The sequence below is a fragment of the Actinomycetota bacterium genome (assembly GCA_030019255.1).
In the GTDB taxonomy this organism is placed as follows: Bacteria; Actinomycetota; Geothermincolia; order Geothermincolales; family RBG-13-55-18; genus Solincola_A.
This window is the reverse complement of the sequence record JASEFK010000003.1, coordinates 105,200-119,116: the sequence shown is the minus strand read 5'-3', so window position 1 is coordinate 119,116 and position 13,917 is coordinate 105,200. Positions and strand designations below refer to the sequence as shown.

The following is a 13,917-nucleotide window of genomic DNA, read 5'->3' as shown; positions in this document are numbered from 1 at the left end:
ATTTTCGCGGCCCGATGGAGAAGAGAGGAGGTGCCTATGAGGAGAGCGAGCAATGTCTGGGAAGGGGTAGCATCGGGTGTTGAGCGCTCCAGCCGGGGCTTGATCATACTTGAAGAGGAAGGTGAGCGGGTTTTCACGCCTCGTGAACTCATGCGGGAGGCGCTGCGCGCGGCTGCGGGGCTGGCCGGGCTGGGGGTGAGGCCCGGGGACCGGGTGGGTATTATGGCCCAGACCACCCCTCACACCGTGCTCACCTTGCTGGGATGCTGGGCCATTGGGGCGGTGGCCGTGCCCCTTCCACTCCCCATGCGCACCGTGGATCCCTCCTCCTTCATGGAGCAGAGCAGGCGGAGGCTGGAGAAGGTGGGAGCGGAGGTGCTGGCCCTCCCCGGTGCCTTCCTCCCCCTGGTGTCGGACTTGGGTGGGGGGTTCCGCCTGGTGGCCATGGAAGACCTCCCCGCCGGGGAGGAGGCCTCTCCCGTGCCTCGGGGAAGGGGAGACGTGGCCCTGGTCCAGTTCACCTCCGGCTCCACCAGCGAGCCCCGGGGGGTCATCCTCACCCACGGTAACATCCTGGCCAACGCCCGGGCCATCGCCGAGAAGGTGGGCGCCTGCCCCAGGGACACGGTGGTCTCCTGGATGCCCCTCTACCACGATATGGGGCTCATCGGCTTCCTGATCACCGCCCTGGGCGCGGGTTGCAGCTTGGTACTCATGTCGCCACAGCGCTTCGTGGCCGACCCCTCGCTCTGGCTCCGTGCCTGCGGCGAATACCGGGCCACCATCACCGGGGGTCCCAACTTCGCCTTCGCGTTGTCCACCCGCGTGCTGCGGTCCGGTGGGCTGGAGGGGACAGACCTCTCCTCCCTCCGCCTGGCCCTGAACGGGGCGGAGCCCATCGACCCGCAGGTCCTGGACGACCTGGTGGAGGCCGGCGCGGAGTACGGCCTCAAGCCGGAGGTTCCCTACCCGGTCTACGGGCTGGCCGAGGCCACCCTGGCGGTAACCTTCCCGGAGCCTGGTAACATCTACCAGAAAGATTACGTGTCCAGGAGGGGAATCGAAGAAGGAGGAGAAGCCGTCCCCTGCGCGCCGGAGAGCGCGGATGCCCGCTGCCTGGTATCCCTGGGACGTCCGCTCCGTGGCCTGGAGGTCCGCATCGTCAAGGAGGACGGCACCCCGGCTGGGGAGCGCGAGGTGGGGGAGGTGTGCGTGCGTGGTCCTTCCCTAATGCAGGGATACTGGGGCGATGCCGCGGCCACCGCGGAGGCCCTCCGGGGTGGCTGGCTGCACACCGGGGACCTGGGGTACCTGGCCGGAGGGAACCTATTCCTGGTGGGGAGGATCAAGGACATGGTCATCATCGGGGGGCGCAACCTCTTCCCGGAGGACGTGGAGCGCTGCGCCGAGCGCGTGGAGGGCATGCGCAAGGGCAACGCGGTGGCCTTCGGGGTGACCACCCGGAGGGGACGGGAAAGGCTGGTTCTGGTAGGGGAGACCCGTCTCTCCTGCCCCCAGGCCGCCATGGAGACGGCCCGCGCCGTTTCCTCCCTGGTTCGCGAGGAGATCGGGGTTCCCGTGCGCGAGGTGGTCCTGGTCCCGGCGGGTACCCTCCCCAAGACCTCCAGCGGGAAGAAGAGGCGCTTCCTCTGCCGTGAGCTGTACCTGAACGAGAAACTACAGGCTATCGCCCGGAGCGGCGCACCGGTAATGGCCAACTGAGCTCGTCCGGGCGGCCCCTTGCTCCGGTCCGCCGAACGGCCATCCCGGGGCCCTTCGTGCTGCGGATGTGAACCGAAGCCCCCCCGCGCAGCCGATGGGTTGGTAAATGTTGGTATAAAAAACCGGGGGCCTGCAGCAGGAGTGGGCTGCGCCAGGCATTGACTTCCGGCGATTCCCGGACTTCCCCAAGGACATGTCTTGGTGATCTCGATCGAGCCGGCAGGCCCCTTACGCGCCGGCAAGCCGGGAAGCCACGGAGCCTTCGCCCCGGGTCGTCTCGCAGGGATAAGGACCCTCCCGCGGCCGAGGCGGAAACCCTGCCCGACCCGGGGCGTCTCTCCGGGGCCGCGCGGCCGCCGGAGCCTCGAGCCCTCCGGGCGTCGTCCCGGTGCTTCCGGGCTTCTCCCGGAGATGCCGCCTACAAGGTACCTTACGGGCTGAGCAGCTCCAGGAACCCTTCCAGCTTTCCCTTCTGCTCCAGGATACGCATGCCCATCTCCGCGGTCGTGGCGGGAGGAGTGACGACTCCCGCTTTCTTTCTCAGACTCATGGCCTGGTTAGGGCAGCCGGTCACGCAGAGCCCGCAGCCGATGCAGCGGGACTCGTCCACCACCGCCCGCCCGTCGTCGATGGTGATGGCCCGCACGGGGCACCTCTCGTCGGCGCATATACCGCAGCCGGTGCACAGCCCGGGGTCGTTCTCCGGGAGGAACCCCGAGGAGGTAAAGACGTTAGGGTTCCCCCACTCCAGGGAGGCACGCAGCAGCCCGCAGCAGCACGGGCAGCAGTTGCACACGAAGGTCAGCCGCTCCTGTACATTGTTTATCTGGTGCACCAGCCCGGCGCGGTCGAACTCGCGCAGCTTCTCCTTCATCTCCTCCTTGGTCAAGTAGCGGCCGAAGCCCCGCTCCACGAGGTAGGTGCAGGTCTCGTCGAAGAGCATGCAGGCCTCGCGGGGGGCGTCGCACTTCTGTTCCAGCTCCCGGCAGGCGCAGCGGGCGATGCCCACCACCTTGGCCTTGTCTATCATGTCGTAGACCTTGTCATAAGGGAGCACCCCCGGCTGGCTCTCCACTTCCTCCTGGATGGGGACGATGCGGGAGAAGGAGACCTCCGGGGTCCCGAATTCCCGCGACAGCTTGGGCAGGTAGCTCTTCCACAGGGGGGTGAGCTTCCCCCGCGTCCCCGGGTCCAGCCCCTTCATGTAGGGGAACTCGAAGATGCCCGGCATCACCGGGAGCAGGGCGTACCCCCAGGCCCCGTCCTTTTCCCGGGCGAAGACCACGCCCTTGTCCGCCAGGGACTCCAGGCGGACCCGGGCTTCCTCGGGACCCACCCCGGCGCGCCGGGCGACCTCCTCCACGGGGAAGGGCCGGAACCCCAGCCCTAGGGCCACCCGGGCCTCCTCGGGGGTGAAGAAGGTCTTGAGAATCTCCATGATCTCCTCGGCCGGCGGACATCCAGCCGGATGGCGGTCCAGGAGCTCCCTCAGTTTTTCGTAGATTTCCTCGCTCATCTTCCCGTTCTCCCTCCCGTCTCCTTTCTACTGTCGTCCATCAGCTTTCCAGCTGGCTGGCCAGGAACTCCTCCAGCGTCGGGATCCCCGCGGCTCCTTCCCGGCGCTTCAGGGCCAGCGCCTCACCGGAGCAGGTGGGCACGCATACGCCGCAGCCCAGGCAAGCGGCGGCGTCTACGGCGGCGGTCTCCCTGCCGTCCAGGGATATGGCCCCCACCGGGCAGCGTTCCTCGCAGGTCCCGCATCCCGTGCAGGCGTCTTCATCCACCGAGGCCACGTAATTGGAGGGCGCCATGGCGTTGGTGTAGCCCAGGGCCTTTCGGCACTGGAGGAAGACGCAGCAACAGCCGCAGCAGCAGCACAGGGTGGAAATCTTTCCCTGGTAGTTGTCCGCGGAGAAGACCAAGCCTTCCTCGTGGGCTTCCTGCAGCTTTTTCAGTGTCTCCTCCAGGGTGAGCTGCCTTCCCATTCCGTGCTCCACGATGTACCGTCCCATGGAACCGAAATGGAAGCAGTTCTCCCTTTCGTGTTCACACCCCTCCCCCACGTAGGCCTTCATCTGCCTGCAGGGGCAGTAAGCGACGGCGAGGTAATCCACCTTTTTCACCAGGTCCTTCACCGTCTCGTAGGGGAGGACCTCGGAGGTGGAGGAAACTTCTTCCTCCACTGGCACCGCCCTTACCAGTGGAACCTTGCGGCCGGCTATCTCCTTTCCCCATCCTCCCCGGTAAAGGTACTTTATCCACAGGGGAGCGAGCCGGCGCACCGTCTCGTTTTCCTTTCCCGGCCAGAAGGGAGTCTCCGAGAAGCCCACCAGGGTGGGTAGCAGCCTGTACCTGGTCAACCCCTGCTTGGTGCTCCTGAAGACCGTCCCCTTTGTGGCCATGGTGTCGAGCATCCCCCGCAGGGCCTCCGGGTCCCCGCCGAGCTGCGAAGCGAGGTCCTCGAGGCCGGTGTTGGTGAAGGGTAGCTTACAGGCGAGATCTGCCTCCTCCGGGGTGAAGAGCAGGCGGAGGATCTCCAGGAGCTCCTCGCTCATGGGGGCCCCGATGGGCATCTTGTCCAGGTGAGCGGCCAATCGGCGGTAAACGTCCTCGGTCATTTCTCCTCCTTTCCCGGTCCTTTCCTTCCCGGTTTCCGGATCGCGCCGGGCGCGGGAACCCGCTTCGCAGCGGTAAGCTTCCCTTCCCATGCCTTTTTTAGGAGTTCCAGCATGAGGTTTGCCGCCGTGCGCATGGGCCCCGGGTCCCGGGTCACCTTGCTCATCATGATGCCGCCCTCCAGGGCACTCACCGCGAACTGGGCGTAGGCCTGGCAGTCGAAGTTGGGAGGCAATTGACCCTCCTCTTTCATGTTCTCCAGATGGGAGGCGATAAGGTCCCACCACTCGCGGAAGGCAGCGGCGATGGCTTCCCGGAAGCCGGGATGGTCGTGGCTGGTCTCCAGGGCCAGGTTCCCCAGGATGCAGCCCCGCGTGCAGTCAGCGGCCTCCACGATGCCCTGTATCTCCCGCAGCATGGCCTCCAGGCGTTCCCAGGAGGAGAGGCCGGGTTTTTCCAGGGCCTCCCGCAGGCGGCCCAGGATATAATCCGCGGCGCTCTGGATGACCGCATATCCCAGGTCCTCCTTGGACCGGAAGTGGAAGTAAAAGCTGCCCTTGGTGATGCCCGCGGCGCGGATGACGTCCTCGATGGAGGTGCGGGCGTAGCCGTTGGCGTACATGAGGAGGGTAGCGTGCCCCACGATGCGTTGCCGGGTGCGCGCGCCCTTGGTGGGGCGCTCGTCCCGCGTCGCTTCCACTCGCGCGGGCTCGCCGCCGCTCCCGCAGGCGCCCGCCTTTGGTCCGCCGTCCGCGCGGAGGGTCGTCCCGCTTTTGCGTCCCATTTACAGGCCTCCTCGAAATTCGGATCGGGTCTGCACCTTAAGGCAAATATTACCAGTTGAACCTCCGGCGCCTCGCTTCATCCTCCCCCTCCCCGCCTGGCGAAAGGAGGGGATCCGAGGGTGTCTTTTTCTCCTCCCCCGGCGCGCCACGCCCGGTATCCCGGTCGCCTTCCCGCCTCACGTCTTCATGCGGGCGGCGATGAAGTCCTGGAGGCTGGGAGGCGGGGAGACCTTCTCCCGTACCTCCAGGCGGATGGCCTCCTCACCGCAGGTGGGGGTGCACACCCCGCAGCCGATGCACGCCTCGGGGTCCACCACCGCCGTGTCCCCGGAGACCTTCACCGCCCCCACCGGGCACCGCTCCTCGCAGATGCCGCAGCCCGCGCATTCCTCCTCGTCCACCCGCGCCACGTAACTGGAGGAGGACACGGTGTGCAGGCCGCGGTTCAGCTTGGCGCGGAAGAACCCGCAGCAGCAGGGACAGCAGTTGCAGATGGTGTGCAGGAGACCGTCGACGTTGTCGCAGACGTGCACCAGTCCCTCCTCCGTGGCCTGGCGCAGCATGCCCAGGGCTTCCTCCTTGTCGATGGCCCGGGCCTTTCCCACCTCCACCATGTACCGTCCCAGGGTCCCGAAGTGCATGCACCTCTCCGTGGGGTGGTCGCATCCTTCCCCGGTGTACCTGGCGATCTGCCGGCAGGGGCAGTGTCCCACGGCGTAGAATCCAGCCTTTTCCAGGAGCTCCTCCAGGGCGTCGAAGGGAAGCACCTGGGTTCCATCGCGCAGGGACTCGCCCACCGGCACCACCCGGATGAGGGGGACGTTGCGGGCCAGTTCCTCGCCGAACTTGCCGTCCAGGTACTCCTTCCACAGCTGGGCTAGGCGCCTTATCTCCGGGGTGTCCTCGCCGGAGAGGAAGGGGACCTCCACGAAGCCCACGATGCTGGGGAGCAGGCGATATATCCTTTCCCTGCCGGGCTTCTGAACCGTGAGCACCGTGCCCCTCCTCGCCATGCTCATGAGGAGGTCCTCCAGGCGGTCGGCCTTGTCCGGCATCAGCTCCTTAAGCTGTGGGAGGGTACGGTTCTCGTAGATGGCCAGGTTCAGGGCCACCTCCGCCTCCTCCCCGGGGTAGAGGATGTGCAGGATCTCCATTAGCTGGGGAGACATGGGCACGCCGTTGATGGCCCGGTCCAGGTGCTCCGCCAGCCGGTGATACAAGCTCTCTTCCATTTCCTTCCTCCCTCGCGACCCCGCCCGCCGCAGCGGATCCCTTCAAAAAACATACCAACCGGTCGGTATATTTATTATGCCCCGTAGACGCGTACGGGTCAACTCCAGCTTGCCTCCCCATGCAGGGTGGTTTCCAATCCGAGGATGCATCGCCATGGAATGGTGAAGACGTTCAAGGCGGCCGATAGGGGTCGAGGCGGCTGGGGTTCCAAGTCCAAGAACGCATCGTCGGGGACTCGTGAGGCTTGATTAACGAGGCTTCACGGAGAGGGAGGCACTGTCGGGTTCCCCATCAGGCACCCCACGGTTAAAACCGCGGATTAGACCTCCACCCGCAGGGGACGGTCCTCCCCGGTCTCCCAGTCCGCGCGGGAATCGACGCCCCGGAAAGCATCGAAGCTTCCCTCCGGCAGGCCGACCAGGGGCGGTGATGAACGCCGCCGCGTTTTAGGCAAGCAGTGGAAGAAGCGATTGGAAGGTGCTCTCTATCGGGGGTTTTCCGGGGCGTTACGACGTTTTCGGGAATCCTTCAGGAGCACCCCTGGAGGGCCCTCCGGCTCTGCAGGCGGCGCAGGCGGGCATAGAGCTTTCCCACCGCCACCCCGGAGGCCGCGGCCAGGCGGGGGAAGAGGCGCCGGTAGTGGTACATGAGGCGCGAGGGGAGGCCGGGTATGACCAGGAAGCGGCCCTTTTCCACCCCGTCCAGGGCCCGGGACGCTATCTTCTCCGGCCGGCTGCTGAATGCTTCCAGGAGCCGGGCCACCTTCTCCCAACCGCGGAAGCGGAGGGGAAGGTCCTTGACCGGGTGGGACCTGGCCATGGGCGTGTTCACGTACCCCGGGCAAACCAGGGTGACCCCTATCCCCTGGGGTTTCAGGTCGTAGTAAAGGACCTCGCTGAGACCGGTAACGGCGAACTTGCTGGCGCAGTAAGCGGACTGGCCGGGTATGGGCACCAGCCCGTCGATGGATCCGATGTTCAGGATGTGACCGCTGCTTTTTTTCAGGAGGTCCGGCAGGAAGGTCTGGATGACGTTCACCGTGCCCATGAGATTGACGTCGATGATGCGCTTCCACTCCTCGTGTTCCGTGGATGTCACGTGGGCCACCAGGGTGATGCCGGCGCAGTTCACCAGGACGTCGGGGGAGAGGGAACTCTCCCGGAGGGCACGACGCAGTTCCCGCACCGCTTCTATGTCCGTCACGTCCACCCGGAAGGCGTGGACCCCGTGGCCCTGGCGGCGCACCGTTGCCTCCGCGGTTGCTAACGCCTCCGGGTTGATGTCCACCAGGAGGGGCACGGCCCCCCGGGACGCCGCCTCGGCGGCCACAGCCAGCCCAATGCCGCTTCCCCCTCCGGTGACCAGCACCGTTCGACCCCTCCAATCCATCCTCGACCTCATGGCTTTAAATCCTCCGCTTGACTCAATGTATCCCGCTCCTCGTTCCGGTGGAGGCTACCTGGCCGTTTCACGTGGCGGTAAAGGGCATCCGCTCCGAACCCGGGGAACGCACGCCCCTATCCCGAGGTCCGCCCGGCTCGTATCCAGGTCGGTTGACCTTTCTCATCCCGGGACGGTCTCGAATTTCCGGGTGCGTAACGCATCCCGCCGATTGTGTCCGGCCAGCCCGGTTCCGGACTCGATGCCTTCTCCCAGGAACCGCTTCCATGGTAACCGAATTAGTGAATAATTGCAATATGCAAAAATTTAATAAAGGAAAATAGTAGGATCAGGGTTTGCCTGATGTCTGAAGGGAAAAAGCCTGCTAGGCCCGCTTCTCGTTGATGGGTCGCGTATATCTTTACCGGAAGCGATGCGGCTCGCGTCGGTCCCCTGTTCTCCACCTCAATGTTTCGCAACCGCCCCTACTCACCCGGCCGCTTTCATCCGCCGTCCGCATAACCTCTTGAATTAACCGGTATTTTCCCCGCCGGTCACCCGCAAAAAGCTGAAATTACCTGTCCCACTACGAGCATCCCCACACTGTGGATTGTAATCCCCAGTCTTTTCCCTACCCATCCCTCAAGAGCGAAAATATCTCCCGAATATGGCCCGCCCATGCCCGCCACCTGGGGTGATATCTTGAGGCCCCCGCGTTCTCCCCACCTTCCATCCCGCAGGACAAAAATTTGACGCACGCTTTGATGCCGCAATATGATAGGCACGCGAATTACTTATAGTGCTGGGAGGGAGCATGTTCACCACCGCGACTGAGGCGCTCATCATCGGGGCGGGCATTCCGAGTGAGGCGGCGGCTCGGGGTCCTCACCGCGGGAACTTCCCGGCGCTACATGAACATCGGGGGCTGTATCCTCGGCAGGAGGTTGGCCATCCTGGGTTCGGGGGATATCGGCATGATCATGGCCCTCGGCTGACCCTGGAGGGGGCGTCGGTGGGGGCGGTGTTGGAGATCATACTTTGGCCGGGTGGACTGATTCGCAACGAGGTACAGTGCCTGCACGATTCGGCATCCTCCTCCTGGAGCATACGTTGACCTTCATCCACGAAGAGAGCCGAATACAGAGTGTTGCCATCTCCCGGGTAGGCGGGGAGAGGTAGATCGTACCGGCCGTTAATCGCCTGTGACTGCCCGCTCCTCTCCTCCTGGCTTATCCCGGAGCACGTACTCTCCGTCCAGATGGGCATGGAGCTGGAGGCAGTAACCGGGGGCCGGTGGTGAACGAGAACCGGAATACCAGGATACCCGGCGTCTTTGCCGGTGGAAACGTGATTTAGAAAGAGCATGTCTGCAAGGAGGTGGCGAAGTTGAAGATCATCGATTGCCTCTGCAATCTCCCCACTCTGGAGGGCATCATCGACCAGGTGGTAGGCTTGCCTCCCCAGATGACCGAATACCTGAGGAACGTCTTCGGTCCCCGGGTTGCCCCCATGTTCGGGCTTACCGCCGAGGAGCTGGCCCGAGCCAAGGAGGAGATGAACGAGGAGGAGCTCTGGAAATATATGGAACCCAAGGTGAGGCACATTGCCCAGAGCGAGGAGCAGTTTATCTCCACCCTGGACTCCTGGGGAGTGGAGATCGCCGTTCTCTTCAATTTTGACGAGGAGACCGTATCGGGCGTCAGGGGCCTCACCAACGACTACTATGCCGGCGTGGTGAGCCGGCATCCGGATCGCTTGCGTTGCTTTGCGGGAGTGGACCCTCACAAGGGGATGGACGCCGTGCGTGAGGTGGAGCGGGCGGTGAAAGAACTGGGCTTGCACGGAGTGGCCCTTCGCCCCTTCATGCAGCAAATCCCGGCCGATCACCGGAAATTCTATCCCATCTATGCCAAGTGCGTGGAGCTGGGGGTGCCGGTGTGGATCCACACCTCCATAAGCTACGCCAGCCTTCCCATGTACGTCGCTCATCCCTCCCACCTCGACCAGGTATGCTTGGATTTCCCCGAGCTGAAGGTGGTGGCCGGACACGGCGGCTGGCCCTGGACCGCCGAGCTGGTGGCGGTAGCCTGGCGACACCCCAACCTCTACATCGACTTCTCCTCCGTCCGCCCCCGCTACGTGGGACGGCACAACACGAGCTGGGAGCCTCTGGTAGAATATGGCAACAGCATCCTGGCCGACCGTATCGTCTTCGGCTCCACTTGGCTTTACGTGGGGATGAGCGTTCCGGAGATGGTGGAGGAAATAAAGCAGATGCCGCTTAAGGAGGGAATACTGGAGAAGTGGCTTTACCATAACGCCGCCCGCCTTCTTGGAATAGAACAAGAATGACCATATCCCAAGGGGATCCGCATCCCCATGGTTGGAAGCCGGATACCTTTCCGGATATCCGGAAGTATCGGGGTCCGGCAAGCGCGGCCCGAGGAAGAACTTTGCACGGGATCGATTGCCACGTGGGAGGGGAGAGGAAGATGCTTGAAAAATTCATGGACAGGGACAAGAGGATGACTGCCCGGGAGGCAGTGGAAAGGTTCGTCTCCGACGGGGATTCCCTGGTCATCGCCAACTGTCTGTATGCCACGCCCTATGCCCTATTGCACGAGATCATACGGCAAGGCAAGAAGGACCTCACCGTGTTCCAGCAGGGGGGGATCGACGAGTTAGACCAGTTGATAATGGGGAAATGTGTCCGGAAATTGGTCATGGCCTACAACTTCCGGGTAGCGGGGGAGCGGATCGAGACCGTCCTGGAACGGGCATTGCGGAGGGGGGAGCTGGAGATAGAGGACTATTCCAACTATACCCTCCTGACCATGCTCCAGGCGGGAGCCATGGGCTATCCCTTCCTGCCGGTGATGTCCGGAATCCGGGAGACCGACGTCTATCACGTGGAGCGCGCCTTCAAGGGGGAGAAGTTCGGCGAGGTGACCTGCCCCTTCACCGGAGAGAAGGTGGTGGTGGTGAAGGGAAGGAACCCGGACGTGGCCGTCCTGCACGTGCAGCGGGCGGACAAGTTCGGCAATGCCCAGCTATGGGGCGCCCTCATCAATTCCAAGTGGGCTTGCCTGGCCTCGAAAAGGGTCATCGTGTCCTGTGAGCAGGTGGTGGACGAGGAAACCATCTTGAGGACGCCTCATTTAACCATCGTTCCCGGTTTCCGGGTCTGTGCGGTGGTCGAGGAGCCTTGGGGAGCACACCCATCCGAGCTGCTTGGTTTCTATGATTACGACATGGTCTTCCGCAGCGTCTACTTCATGCAGACCATGAGCGAGGAGGGCGGTCAAGCCTGGATGGACGAGTGGGTTTACGGGGTCGAGAACCGGCAGAAATACCTGCAGCATTACGTGGAACGTTTTGGAGTCAGGTACCTGCAGGAGCTTCGCGCCAAGCCCTATCCGAGCATTCCCGCCGATTACGGGGCCACGGGAAGGAGGGCTTGGGACGATAATGACGTGAGCTTCAACTTTCAGATGACCCGCGAGGAGTTCCTTCGGGCCCTGGAAGAGAAAGGGGGTTTCGTAAATGGTTAAATATACGGAAACGGAGATAATCGTGGCCAACGCGGCCAAGGAAATTCAGGACGGCGATATCGTGGTCATCGGCCAGGGTATCCCCATGGCTGCCGGTGTCCTGGCCAAGGCCACCCACGCCCCCAACTGCATCATCCTCACCGAGGCGGGCCTGGTGGACATCCGGCCCTTCCGCAACCCCCTGCACATCGCCGACCCCACTTGTACACGGGGTTACACCTACTCCTGCGACATGATCGACATCTTCGCCACCATCGTCAACCGCGGATTGGTTGACGTTACCTTCCTGGGAGTGGGGCAGATAGACCGCTTTGGGAACATGAATTCCACCGTTTTCGGGGATTACGATAACTTCCGGATGCGCATGATGGGAGCGGGAGGAGCGCCGGAGTTCTTCGGTTATGCCCGCAAGGCGGTTCTCACCATGCGTGGCGGCAAGTTCGTGGAGAAGGTGGATTATGTGTCCTCTCCCGGTTACCTGGACGGCTACGGGGCGCGCGAGCGGGCGGGCTTTCCTCCCGGAAGCGGACCCAAGGTACTATACAGCGCGAAAGGGGTCTTTCATTTCGAGGAAGAGAGCGGCGAGATCTTCCTCTACGGACTCTTCCCGGGTCATACCGTGGGGGAGATCAAGGCGGAGGTGCCCTGGGAGCTGAAGGTAGCCGAGGAGTTGGTGGAGTTGCCCCCGCCCACCCGGGAGGAGGTGGATTTAATCCGTGAATTCGCCCCCGAGATCGCGGCGGGAAGAAGACTACAGCTGGAGCTCTCCGTTCCTCGCATTCTCCAGGCCTTGAACAAGCAGCGAACTTGACATTATGGAATATATTTATCCACACTACAATCGGGGTTTGATGGCGAGATTCGGCTGTCCCGGCGGGAGGAACGAACCGGGCGAGGCGGTTCCCCTGCATCATTTCACACCGCTTCTTCTGCGGCAATAGAAAACGCATCGAGGCCTTGGACCCGGCGGTCCCGCCTTGCACAAAAGGGAGGGTTTTTATAGCCGGAAGGCTGGATCTTCGGGTCGAGAAGCCTTGATTTCCGCGTGGACTTGAAGGGAGGGAGGTCAAGGATGAACGTGGCCATGCTGGGAGAGGAGCACTACCACCGGCTGGGCGAGACGGTGTCCATGGTCTTCGAGGGGAGGGAAATAACCAACCTGGAGACCATCAAGAACTCCAACCGCCTGGGGAACGCGCTGAAGAAGCTGGGCATCGGGACGGGAGACGTGGTGGCGGTGACCATGTCCAACTGCCCCCAGGTCTTCGAGTCCTTTGGTGCCGTGTTCCGCATCGGGGGGGTGGCCCTCCCCATCCTCTTCGTCCTCACCGCGGAGGAGTTCCGCTATATCTTGGACGATGCGGGAGCCACGGCGGTGATCACCGATACCATCATCGCCCCCAAGGTCCTGGAGGCCGCGTCGGGCCTGGAGAGCGTGCGGCATATCATCGTGGTGGGCGGGGAGGACTCCGAGCGCACCCTGTCCTACGAGAGGCTCCTGGAGGAGAACTCCCCCCACCTGGACATCGAGGACCGGGACCCCGACGACGTGGCCATGCTCATGTACACCTCGGGAACCACGGGCAAGCCCAAGGGCGTCATGCTCACCCACCGCAACCTCATCACCTCGGCGGAGAGCGCCTACTACGCCAACGAGGTGGAAAAACCCCAGGTGAGCCTGGTGTGCCTTCCCATGGCCCACATCTACGGGGTGGGGGCCATGAACGCCGGCAACCTCTCCGAGCACCGCGAGACGCGGGCCATCCTCATGCGCTGGTACGAGCCGGAGGAGTGCATGCGCCTCATACAGAAGTACCGTATCAATTTCTTCCCCGCCGTGCCCACCATGTTCTCCCTCATCCTCAACCACCCCAACGTGGACCACTATGACTTGAGCTCCCTGGAGGACACCATCGCCGGGGCCGCTCCCCTTCCCCTGGAGCTCCGGCGGGCCTTCATGGAGAAGTTCGGCTGCCGCATGCGCCAGCTCTACGGGCTAACCGAGTCCACGGGGATGGGGGCCATCCTCCGCCCCAGCCAGGAATGGCGGGACGGGGCGGTGGGCAAGGCCTACGACAACATGGAGCTTGCCGTATTCGACGAGGAAGACCGGCCGTTGAAGCCGGGGGAGATAGGAGAGATCGTCATCCGCGGGCCCCAGGTGATGAAGGGCTACCACAAGCTCCCCGAGGAGACGGCTGAGGCCCTGCGCAATGGGTGGCTGCACACCGGGGACGTGGGCTTCCTGGACCAGGACGGCTACCTCTACATCACCGACCGCAAGAAGGACATCATCATCAAGGGCGGCGAGAACATCATGCCCACCCAGATAGAGGAGGTCATCTACCGCCATCCCGCGGTGGCCGAGGCCGCGGTCATCGGGGTGCCCGATCCCACCTACGGGGAGGAGATCGTGGCCTACGTGGCGCTCAAGTTCGGTGCCGATGCCACGCCGGAGGAGATCCTCTCCTTCTGCCGGGAGAACCTCCCCACCTTCAAGCAGCCCAAGGAGGTGCGCGTCCTGGAAACCCTTCCCAAGAGCTCCATCGGGAAGATCCTTAAGCGGGAGCTGCGCCGCCTGGCTCGATGAGAACTGACTACCCGCACCGCCCTCCCCGGTATCCCCGGGG

11 protein-coding genes are annotated in these 13,917 nt (G+C 63.6%); 6 read left to right on the top strand and 5 right to left on the bottom strand.

Features of this window, described 5'->3' with window-relative positions:
- Positions 1–36 precede the first annotated feature (36 nt).
- A complete protein-coding gene (locus tag QME84_03545; GenBank protein ID MDI6873343.1) occupies positions 37–1,722 on the top strand; it encodes a fatty acyl-AMP ligase in 1,686 nt (561 codons plus the stop codon).
- A gap of 430 nt (positions 1,723–2,152) precedes the next feature.
- Here the strand turns inward: QME84_03545 and QME84_03540 are convergent, their stop codons facing one another.
- The 5 genes from QME84_03540 to QME84_03520 all read right to left on the bottom strand — a co-directional run bounded on the left by QME84_03540 (position 2,153) and on the right by QME84_03520 (position 7,757).
- Positions 2,153–3,238 carry a 4Fe-4S binding protein gene (locus QME84_03540; GenBank protein MDI6873342.1) on the bottom strand — a complete coding sequence of 362 codons (1,086 nt, stop codon included), beginning with the start codon at positions 3,236–3,238 and terminating at the stop codon, positions 2,153–2,155.
- 40 nt (positions 3,239–3,278) lie between these two features.
- Entirely contained in the window at positions 3,279–4,340 is a 1,062-nt protein-coding gene (locus QME84_03535; GenBank protein ID MDI6873341.1) for a 4Fe-4S binding protein, read from the bottom strand.
- The gene (locus tag QME84_03530; protein MDI6873340.1) at positions 4,337–5,122 is read right to left on the bottom strand and encodes a TetR/AcrR family transcriptional regulator; all 786 of its coding nucleotides are present in this window, start codon (positions 5,120–5,122) and stop codon (positions 4,337–4,339) included. The genes QME84_03535 and QME84_03530 overlap by 4 nt, the downstream gene beginning before the upstream one ends.
- A 177-nt stretch (positions 5,123–5,299) precedes the next feature.
- Positions 5,300–6,355 carry a 4Fe-4S binding protein gene (locus tag QME84_03525; protein ID MDI6873339.1) on the bottom strand — a complete coding sequence of 352 codons (1,056 nt, stop codon included), beginning with the start codon at positions 6,353–6,355 and terminating at the stop codon, positions 5,300–5,302.
- Positions 6,356–6,884: 529 nt separating this feature from the next.
- Positions 6,885–7,757 carry an SDR family NAD(P)-dependent oxidoreductase gene (locus QME84_03520; protein ID MDI6873338.1) on the bottom strand — a complete coding sequence of 291 codons (873 nt, stop codon included), beginning with the start codon at positions 7,755–7,757 and terminating at the stop codon, positions 6,885–6,887.
- Positions 7,758–8,599: 842 nt separating this feature from the next.
- Between QME84_03520 and QME84_03515 the strand changes: the two genes are divergently transcribed.
- The 5 genes from QME84_03515 to QME84_03495 all read left to right on the top strand — a co-directional run bounded on the left by QME84_03515 (position 8,600) and on the right by QME84_03495 (position 13,877).
- Positions 8,600–8,731, top strand: coding sequence for a hypothetical protein (locus QME84_03515; protein MDI6873337.1), 132 nt, complete (start codon positions 8,600–8,602; stop codon positions 8,729–8,731).
- Positions 8,732–9,122: 391 nt separating this feature from the next.
- A complete protein-coding gene (locus QME84_03510) occupies positions 9,123–10,088 on the top strand; it encodes an amidohydrolase family protein (GenBank protein ID MDI6873336.1) in 966 nt (321 codons plus the stop codon).
- Positions 10,089–10,189: 101 nt separating this feature from the next.
- A complete protein-coding gene (locus QME84_03505; protein ID MDI6873335.1) occupies positions 10,190–11,287 on the top strand; it encodes a CoA-transferase in 1,098 nt (365 codons plus the stop codon).
- The gene (locus QME84_03500; protein MDI6873334.1) at positions 11,280–12,098 is read left to right on the top strand and encodes a CoA-transferase; all 819 of its coding nucleotides are present in this window, start codon (positions 11,280–11,282) and stop codon (positions 12,096–12,098) included. The genes QME84_03505 and QME84_03500 overlap by 8 nt, the downstream gene beginning before the upstream one ends.
- Before the next feature lie 261 nt (positions 12,099–12,359).
- A complete protein-coding gene (locus QME84_03495; protein MDI6873333.1) occupies positions 12,360–13,877 on the top strand; it encodes a long-chain-fatty-acid--CoA ligase in 1,518 nt (505 codons plus the stop codon).
- Positions 13,878–13,917 lie beyond the last annotated feature (40 nt).

What these genes read in the sequence shown, in the direction of transcription:
- QME84_03545 (MDI6873343.1), top strand. Translation starts at nt 37, where the DNA reads ATGAGGAGAGCGAGCAATGTCTGGGAAGGGGTAGCATCGGGTGTTGAG.
- QME84_03540 (MDI6873342.1), bottom strand. Translation starts at nt 3,238, where the DNA reads ATGAGCGAGGAAATCTACGAAAAACTGAGGGAGCTCCTGGACCGCCAT.
- QME84_03535 (MDI6873341.1), bottom strand. Translation starts at nt 4,340, where the DNA reads ATGACCGAGGACGTTTACCGCCGATTGGCCGCTCACCTGGACAAGATG.
- QME84_03530 (MDI6873340.1), bottom strand. Translation starts at nt 5,122, where the DNA reads ATGGGACGCAAAAGCGGGACGACCCTCCGCGCGGACGGCGGACCAAAG.
- QME84_03525 (MDI6873339.1), bottom strand. Translation starts at nt 6,355, where the DNA reads ATGGAAGAGAGCTTGTATCACCGGCTGGCGGAGCACCTGGACCGGGCC.
- QME84_03520 (MDI6873338.1), bottom strand. Translation starts at nt 7,757, where the DNA reads ATGAGGTCGAGGATGGATTGGAGGGGTCGAACGGTGCTGGTCACCGGA.
- QME84_03500 (MDI6873334.1), top strand. Translation starts at nt 11,280, where the DNA reads ATGGTTAAATATACGGAAACGGAGATAATCGTGGCCAACGCGGCCAAG.
- QME84_03495 (MDI6873333.1), top strand. Translation starts at nt 12,360, where the DNA reads ATGAACGTGGCCATGCTGGGAGAGGAGCACTACCACCGGCTGGGCGAG.